General features: G+C 66.8%; 5 protein-coding genes. 4 read left to right on the plus strand and 1 reads right to left on the minus strand.

The features are described from left to right. Positions 1-105 precede the first annotated feature (105 nt). Together ABE522_RS15465 and ABE522_RS15470 are read left to right on the plus strand one after the other, a co-directional pair. The gene (locus ABE522_RS15465) at positions 106-828 is read left to right on the plus strand and encodes a response regulator transcription factor (protein ID WP_346592455.1); all 723 of its coding nucleotides are present in this window, start codon (positions 106-108) and stop codon (positions 826-828) included. Further along, positions 825-2,285 carry a sensor histidine kinase gene (locus tag ABE522_RS15470; RefSeq protein WP_346592456.1) on the plus strand — a complete coding sequence of 487 codons (1,461 nt, stop codon included), beginning with the start codon at positions 825-827 and terminating at the stop codon, positions 2,283-2,285. The genes ABE522_RS15465 and ABE522_RS15470 overlap by 4 nt, the downstream gene beginning before the upstream one ends. 213 nt (positions 2,286-2,498) lie before the next feature. Here ABE522_RS15470 and queD read toward each other — a convergent pair whose 3' ends face one another. Continuing rightward, positions 2,499-2,864 carry a 6-carboxytetrahydropterin synthase QueD gene (queD, locus tag ABE522_RS15475; RefSeq protein ID WP_346592457.1) on the minus strand — a complete coding sequence of 122 codons (366 nt, stop codon included), beginning with the start codon at positions 2,862-2,864 and terminating at the stop codon, positions 2,499-2,501. Positions 2,865-3,044: 180 nt separating this feature from the next. Between queD and ABE522_RS15480 the strand changes: the two genes are divergently transcribed. Both ABE522_RS15480 and ABE522_RS15485 read left to right on the plus strand, forming a co-directional pair. Next, the gene (locus tag ABE522_RS15480; RefSeq protein ID WP_346592458.1) at positions 3,045-5,690 is read left to right on the plus strand and encodes a TonB-dependent receptor; all 2,646 of its coding nucleotides are present in this window, start codon (positions 3,045-3,047) and stop codon (positions 5,688-5,690) included. A 98-nt stretch (positions 5,691-5,788) separates the two neighbouring features. Further along, complete coding sequence (locus ABE522_RS15485; protein WP_346592459.1) at positions 5,789-8,383, plus strand: M14 family zinc carboxypeptidase; 2,595 nt, start codon at positions 5,789-5,791, stop codon at positions 8,381-8,383. The last annotated feature ends 167 nt before the right edge of the window (positions 8,384-8,550 follow it).

Genomic DNA, 8,550 nt, shown 5'->3' on the forward strand with positions numbered 1-8,550 from the left:
CCCCTGCAGATCAACGAATCCTCACGGAGAGTTCAATTTTCCGTGATACATCCGGGTCGGCCTGCGCTGACAATGTCCTTACGCTTCCTGACCGCCCCTGATTCCATGACTGCCGCCCAGCGTGTCCTGATCGTCGAAGACGATGTCCATATCGCCGACCTGCTGCGCCTGCACCTGGCCGATGAGGGCTATGCGGTGGTGCATGCCGCCACCGGTGATGACGGCATGCGGCTGCTGGAACAGGACGGCCCGTGGGATGCGCTGGTACTGGACGTGATGCTGCCCGGCGTGGACGGGCTGCAGATCTGTCGCCGCGCGCGGGCGATGGCGCGCTACGTGCCGATCATCATCATCAGTGCGCGCGGCAGCGAGACCCAGCGCATCGTCGGGCTGGAACTGGGCGCCGACGACTACCTCGCCAAACCCTTCTCCATGCCCGAACTGGTGGCCCGCGTGCGCGCGTTGCTGCGGCGTGCCGAGGCGATGGCGCAGAGCGCGCGGCTGGACGCCGGGGTGATCGAGCTGGGCAGCCTGCGGCTGGATCCGCTGGCGCGCGTGGCGCTGCACGCCGGCAGGGAACTGGAGCTGACCCCGCGTGAGTTCGACCTGCTGTTGTTCTTCGCCCGCCACCCGGGGCAGGTGTTCGCACGCGCGGAGCTGCTGGACCAGGTGTGGGGCTATGGCCACGATGGCTACGAGCACACGGTCAACACCCACATCAACCGGCTGCGCAACAAGATCGAAGCCGACCCGGCCAACCCGAAGCAGATCCTCACGGTGTGGGGCCGCGGTTACAAGCTGGTCGGCGCGGCCGGGGACGACGCATGAAACTGCGCCTGTGGCAGAAACTGGCGGCGGTGTTCGCCGCGTTGCTGGTGCTGTGCAGCCTGGCGCTGCTGGGCATGCAGATGCGGATGGCGCTGCGGCATGAGCAGGAAGTGGTGCAGCGCCTGTCGCTGGGGCTGGCCGGGCACATCGCCCAGCGCAGCGAGCTGATGGACCAGGCCGGGATGCGCGAGCCGGAAGTGCGCGCGTTGTTCGGCCAGTTGATGGCGGTCAACCCCAGCGTGGAGGTGTACCTGCTGGATGACCAGGGCCGCGTGCTCGGCCACGATGCGCCGAGTGGCCACCTGCATCGCGACCGGGTGGACGTGGCACCGCTGCAGGCGCTGCTGGCCGGGGCGCCGCTGCCGATCCTCGGCGATGATCCGCGCAGCGAACGCGGGCGCAAGGTGTTCAGCGTGGCCCCGCTGGTGGTGCAGGGCAGGCCGGCGGGTTACGTGTACGTGGTGCTGGTGGGCGAACAGCGGCAGATGCTGGCCGACGACCTGGCCGCGAGCAGCCAGTGGCGGACCATGCTGTGGTCGGTGGCGCTGGTTGCGGTGCTGGGCATGCTGGCCGGGCTGGTGGCGTTCTACTGGGTCACCCGTCCGCTGCGTGAACTGACCCGGCGCATCCAGTCCTTCGACATCGATGCGCCCACCGACCTGCCATCGCTGCCCGCCCTGCGGGCCGATGAGCACGACGAACTGCTGATCCTGGAACATGCCCACGCACAGATGGCACACCGGCTGGGCGAGCAGTGGCAGCAGCTGCGGCAGCAGGACCTGCAGCGTCGCGAGATGGTGGCCAACATCTCGCACGACCTGCGTACCCCGCTGGCATCGCTGCACGGCTACCTGGAAACACTGGCGATGAAGGAGGCGACATTGAGCGTGGAAGAGCGCCGCCGCTATCTTTCAATCGCGCTTTCGCAGAGTGCCAAGGTCGGCGGACTGGCACGCGCGCTGTTCGAGCTGGCGCGGCTGGAACACGGACAGGTGCAGCTGCAGTGGGAAGCGTTCGCCCTGCCGGAGTTGCTGCAGGACGTGCTGCAGAAATTCGAGTTGTCCGCCCAGGCGAAAGGCCAGCGGCTGGATGCCGCCTTCCCGCAGGGACTGCCGCTGGTGCGTGCCGATGTCGGGCTGGTGGAGCGGGTGCTGACCAACCTGATCGACAACGCGCTGCGGCACACGCCGCAGGGGGGACACGTGCACGTTGCGCTGGCGGCCGATGCGGACAGCGTATGGGTCACGGTCAGTGATGACGGTCCGGGCGTCGATGCGGGGGTGCGCGGCACCTTGTTCCAGGCGCCTGCAGTGCTCGGGCCGCGGCGTGGCGACAACGGTGGACTCGGCCTGCTGATCGTGCAGCGCATCGTGCAGTTGCACGGCCGCGACATCGTCCTGCTGGAGACCGCGCAGGGTGCAGCGTTCCGGTTCGCCCTGCCACGGGCACGGCCCTAGGCAAAAAAAAAGGACCCGACAGAGGGAGGGATCTGTCGGGTCCTGCGACTGCACGGGGGGAGGGACCCATGCAGTGTCCTGGCGGTCTGCGGCTCCGGAATCCGGTGATTCGCGACCTGTTGCAATGCAGCATACGCCTTTCGTGCTGCAATGCAACAGAATCGGCCGGATTTTTCGCCGGGAGGCAAAACCCGTTCAGGATCAACCGCTTGATCAGCCGACAGCGGGGCCCCGGTACCGGCATCCCGAGGTGCAGGTTTCATGCACGGTGATTTCACTCAGTTCCGGAAGCGCCGGTTTGAGCTCCTGCCAGATCCACTGCGCCAGGTTCTCGCTGGTCGGGTTTTCCAGGCCGGGAATGTCGTTGAGGTAGTGGTGGTCCAAGCGGTCGTAGATCGGCTGGAACGCGGCTTTGACGTCGCCGAAATCCATTATCCAGCCGGTTTCCGCGCCGGGCTCGCCTTCCACCTTCAGCTCCACCCGGAACGAATGCCCGTGCAGGCGCGAGCACTTGTGGCCCGGGGGCACGTTCGGCAGCCGGTGGGCTGCCTCGATCATGAAGACTTTGAAGATTTCCATGCCGCGATTGTAGCGGTCCGGGGACGACAAAGCCGTTTCATGGGCAACAACTTACTTTCCATCGCGATGAAGAGATGTTAGCTTCTCTTATATCCGTATGAAGAGATGTTATTGGCTGTACCGCAGCCATTCATGGGCTACTGCGGAACTGTTACCACCACCCATCCCCACGATTTCGACATGCCCCAGCACACCTTGCTCGTGGCGGCCCTTGCCGCCGCCCTGGCCGCGCCTTTGCCTGCCGCCGCCGAAACGTCCGCCGACACCACCGCCAGTGGCGATGCCAGCACCTTGGCCGCCGTGCGTGTCACCGGGTCCAACATCAAACGCACCGACACCGAAACCGCCAATCCGGTGCAGGTGATCGGCCGCGAACAGCTTGAAGCGACCGGCAAGGCGTCGGTCGCCGACGTGCTGCGTTCGATCTCCGCCAATACCGGCAACGCCGCCAACGAAACCTCCAACAGCGGCTGGGCCTCCGGTTCGGCCGGCATCGGCCTGCGCGGGTTGTCGCAGAAGAACACGCTGGTGCTGCTCAACGGCCGTCGCCTCGCCAACTACGGCTTCCCGGCCAATGGGCTGTCGGACACCTTCGTCAACCTCAATGCGCTGCCGCTGGTCGCGGTGGAACGCATCGAAGTGCTGAAGGACGGCGCATCGGCGGTCTACGGTTCGGATGCGGTGGCCGGCGTGGTCAACATCATCACCCGACAGAACTACCAGGGCGCGGAGATCGGTGGCAGCGTCGGCACCGCCGACCAGGGCGGGCTGGACGAAACCAAGCTGAAGTTCGTGGGTGGCCTGGGTGACCTGGAGACCGATGGCTACAACATCCTGGTCAGCCTGGAAGCCTACAACCGCGATCGCCTGGACCAGGACGAGCGTGACCTGACCCGGTCCGGCATCTACAGCGACCAGCCCGGCGGCCGCTGGAACGGCTGGTCGGCCAAGGGCGCACGCTACCTGGTCAACGGGGTGTCGGTGCCGATGCTGGACGCCAACGGGCAGTGCCCGGACGGCACCACCCGCGTGGCCAGTGCGCCGATCGACGGCCTGGCCGGCGACACCTGCGGTTTCAACCAGGCGCCGTACACCACCCTGATTCCGTCCACCAAGCGCTGGCAGGCCTATGCCAACGGCACCTTCCGCCTGAGCGACAACGTGGAAGCGTTCGGCGAGGTGCTGTACAGCGAGGTCAAGGGCGTGTCCTGGTTCGGCAGCAGCCCGTTCTTCACCCTGGAAAGCGGGCGCTTCGCGCTGAACGCCGATACCGGGCTGGCCGAGCCGGTGTCGTCGAACCTGCCGGCGGGCAACCCGTACAACCCGTACGGCCGCGCCATCCCGATCGAATACACCTTCTTCAACCTTGGCGGCACGATCAAGACCAACCGCTCGCAGTCCTACCGTGGCCTGGTCGGGCTGCGCGGCAGCACCGCGCGCTGGGACTGGGAAGTGGGCGCCTTCGGTGCACGCAGCAGCGAGCGCGAGACGGTGTCCGGCGGCTTCGCCAACCGCTGGGCGTTGGCCGATGCGCTGGCCACCGGCAGCTACAACCTGTTGGATCCGTCGGCGACCCCGCAGTCGGTGCTGGATGGCATCAACATCGCCACCCTGCGCCCGGCCGAATCCAAGCTGCAGGGCATCGATGCGAAGATTTCCGGCACGCTCGGCCACACCTGGGCCGGTGAGATCGGCTTTGCGTCCGGCGTTGAATGGCGCCGCGAGAAGCTGGATTCCAACAATCCGTGGCAGATCGATGCCGGCCTGCAGGTGCGCCCGGCGATCGCCGAAGTGCACGGCGAGCGCACGGTCAGCGCCGCCTACGCCGAAGCCATCGTGCCGCTGGCCTCGAAGCTGGAACTGTCGGTGGCCGCGCGCGCGGATCACTACGATGACTTCGGCGACGCGTTCTCGCCCAAGCTGGGCCTGCGCTGGCAGCCGCTGGACTTCCTGCTGGTGCGTGCCGCCGCATCGAAGGGCTTCCGCGCACCGTCGCTTTCCGAGAACTCGGACAGCACCAGCATTTCCTACGGCAGCGTGGTCGACCCGCGTGACCCGGACCTGCCCGGCTCGCGGCAGAACCCGACCTTCTTCACCGTCGGCAACACCGAGCTGAAGCCGGAACGCACGCGCAGCTACAACTTCGGCGTGGTGCTGTCGCCGTGGGCGAACACCAACCTCAGTGTCGATTACTACAGGATCCAACTGGAGAACCTGGTCGGCACCAACAACACCCAGACCCTGGTGACCAACGACGTGCCGGGCGCGGTGCAGCGCGATGACCGCGGCAAGATCCAGGCCGTGTACAACCGCTACCAGAACCTGAGCGACCTGAAGACTTCCGGCATCGACGTGGAGCTGCGCCAGCGCATCCCGACCGAGCGCCTGGGGACCTTCAACCTGAGTTCGGCCTATACCCATGTGCGCGACTACCGCCGCCCGACCGTGATCGGCGGACCGCTGGTGAACTATGCCGGCAGCAACCTGGGCGCCACGCTGCCGAAGAACAAGGCCACCACCACGCTGGACTGGAGCCATGGCGATGTGCGCACCGCGCTGACCTGGTACTACACCAGTGGCTACGACCAGAAGGCCAGCGCCACCGCGCAGGCGGTGCAGGACCGCGTGGATTCCTACAGCCAGTTCGACCTCTACGTGGGCTACACCGGCTTCGAGCAGCTGACCCTGTACGCGAAGATCCAGAACCTGGGCGACGAGGATCCGCCGTACGACGCCTCGTTCCCGGGCATCCGTGCGCCGTATGACTTCAGCCAGTACGACCTGCGCGGCCGCTACTTCACGGTGGGCTTCGACTACCGCTTCTGACCCGCCCCGCGCGCGTCATCCGATCTGCCGGCCGGCCACCCCGCGGGGCCGGCCGGGCTGTACTGGCGCTACAGCGCCTTCAACCATGGGGAATCGTCGTGTCCTTCCATCGCAGTGTGTTGTTGTCCCTGTTCGTCGCCGCCGCCGCGGTCGTGCTTCCCGCCGCGCCGGTGCAGGCGCAGAGCGCCTACTTCTTCCCGCAGGCCACGCAGGCGGCGGATTTCGATCCGGCCATTCCCACCCCGCAGCAGTTCCTGGGCTACGAAATCGGCAGCCGCTACACCCGGCATGACCAGCTGGTGGCCTATTTCAAGGAGCTGGCCAGGCTGTCGGACAAGATCACGGTGCAGGAGATCGGGCGCAGCTACGAAGGCCGCCCGCTGCTGATCGCCACGCTGACCGGTGCGCAGAACCACGCACGGTTGGAATCGCTGCGCCAGCAGCACGCCACGCTGGTGGATCCAGCGCAGCCGCGCAGCGCCGCCGGTGACAGTCCGGTGGTGGTGTGGCTGGGCTACAGCGTGCACGGCAACGAGACGTCCAGCGGCGAGGCAGCGATGTTGACCGCCTACTACCTGGTGGCCAACCGCAGCGCCGAAACCCAGCAGTGGCTGCAGAACGCGGTGGTGCTGTTCGACCCGGCGCAGAACCCGGATGGACGCGACCGCGCGGCGAACTGGCACAACGCGTATGCGTCCAGCCCGGCCTCGGCTGATCCGGCCGACAAGGAGCACGTGGAGCCGTTCCCGCAGGGCCGCACCAACCACTATTTCACCGACCTCAACCGCGACTGGCTGGCGCTGACCCAGCAGGACAGCCGACCGAAGATCGAGGTGTTCCACCAGTGGTATCCCAACGTCCAGATCGATTTCCACGAGATGGGCAAGGACAGCACGTACTACTTCGAACCGTCGCCGAAGAGCATGCACAGCCCGCTGCTGCCGGCGTCGTCGTACGAGTTCAACAAGACCCTCGCCAGGTACCACGCCGCCTCGCTGGACGCGCTGGGTTCGCTGTACTACACCGGTGAAAACTACGACAACTTCTCCCCGGTGTATGGCTCGACCTACCCGGATTTCCATGGCGCGGTGGGGGTCACCGTCGAACAGGCGAGCTCGCGCGGACGCGTGCAGGAGTCGGTCAACGGCCCGTTGACCTTCCCGTTCACCATCCGCAACCAGGTGGCCACCGGGCTGGGCACGGTGCGCGGCGCCGTCGCCGAGCGCGAAGGCCTGCTGTCGCTGCAGAAATCCTTCTTCCAGTCGGCGCTGAAGCAGGCCGGCCAGCAGCCGTTGAAGAGCTTCGTGTTCGGCGACGCGCATGATCCGGCGCTGACCCGCAAGCTGCTGGAACTGCTGCTGCTGCATCGGATCGAGGTGCGTGCGCTGGCCTCGGCGGTAACCGTGGACGGACGCCGTTTCGAACCGGGCAGTGCCTATGTGGTGCCGGCGGCGCAGCCGCAGTTCCGGCTGGTGCATTCGATCTTCGCCGACACCCCGCAGATCAAGGGCGACGTGTTCTACGGCAGTACCTCGTATGCGATCGCGCCGGCCTACGGCGTGGCCTTCGCGGCCAGCAGGAGCCGCATCGGCGAGGGCGCACGGGTGACCGCGGTGGCGGACGCGCAGGGGGGCGTGCAGGGCGGCCAGGCCGGCTATGCGTACGTGATCGACTGGCGCGACTACAACGCCGGCCGCGCGCTGTATGCGCTGCAGGCCAAGGGCCTGTCCACGCGCGTGGCATTCCAGGCCTTTACCGCCGGCACGTCGGGCGGCGAGGTGGCGTTCGCCCCGGGCAGCATCGTGGTGCCGGTCGCCGGCCAGCCGCTGCAGGGCGCCGCGCTGCTCGACGCGGTGCAGGCCGCGGCCAAGGACAGCGGCGTGCGGGCCTACGCGTTGGCCAGCGGCCAGAGCCGCGCCGGCATCGACCTGGGCAGCGACAGCGTCAAGGCGCTGCGCAAGCCGGCGGTGGCGCTGGTGATGGGCGAGGGCGTGAACGCGACCGAGATCGGCTCGGCATGGTTCCTGTTGGACCAGCAGCTGCAGCTGCCGGCGAGCAAGATCGACCCTTCGCAGCTGGGCAGAATATCGCTGGACCGCTACACCTCGATCGTGTTGTCCGGTGGCAAGTACGAGGGCGTGGATGAAGCGGCGGTCGGCGCGCTGAAGCGCTGGATCCAGGCCGGCGGATCGTTGGTGACTTACGGCACCGCATCGCGCTGGGCGATCGAGAAGAAGCTCGCTGATGGCGAGAAGCTGGGCGCGGACGAAGAGACCGCCGATGCATCGCGCAGGGCGTTTGGTGACCAGCGTGATATCGCGGCGATCGAGCGGGTAAGTGGCAACATCCTGAGCGCGGACATCGACACCAGCCATCCGCTGGGCTTCGGCACGCCGCGCCGGCAGTTGGCGGTGAACAAGGAAAACGCGGTGGTGCTGCAGCCCAGCGCCAATCCGTTTTCCACGGTGGTGCGGGTGGACGAGCAGGTGCGTGTAAATGGTTATCTGTCCGAGCGCAATCGTGCGCGGGTGAGCGGTTCGGCGTGGTTGCTGGTGTCGCCGCAGGGGCAGGGCAACGTCGTGCTGTTTGCCGATGATCCGGCGCACCGCAAGTACTGGCACGGGACGGACCGGTTGCTGGTCAATGCGCTGTTCTTCGGCAACCTGCTGAATCCCGCGAAGCCGCGGGGGTAGTGGGTTGGGTTTGCCGGGCTTGCAGCCCGGCTGCCCGCTTTGAAGCAAAGGCAAAAGCCTGCAGGGCTATGTGTTGCTGGGGCGGGGTGGCTGTGCAGGACACGCCGCAAGTACGTCCGTGTAGGCTCGCTTTTCGCATCCATGCGAAAAGACGGTCCTGCACAGCC

The organism is Stenotrophomonas lacuserhaii (assembly GCF_039674585.1).
GTDB classification, from domain to species: Bacteria; Pseudomonadota; Gammaproteobacteria; order Xanthomonadales; family Xanthomonadaceae; genus Stenotrophomonas; species Stenotrophomonas pennii_A.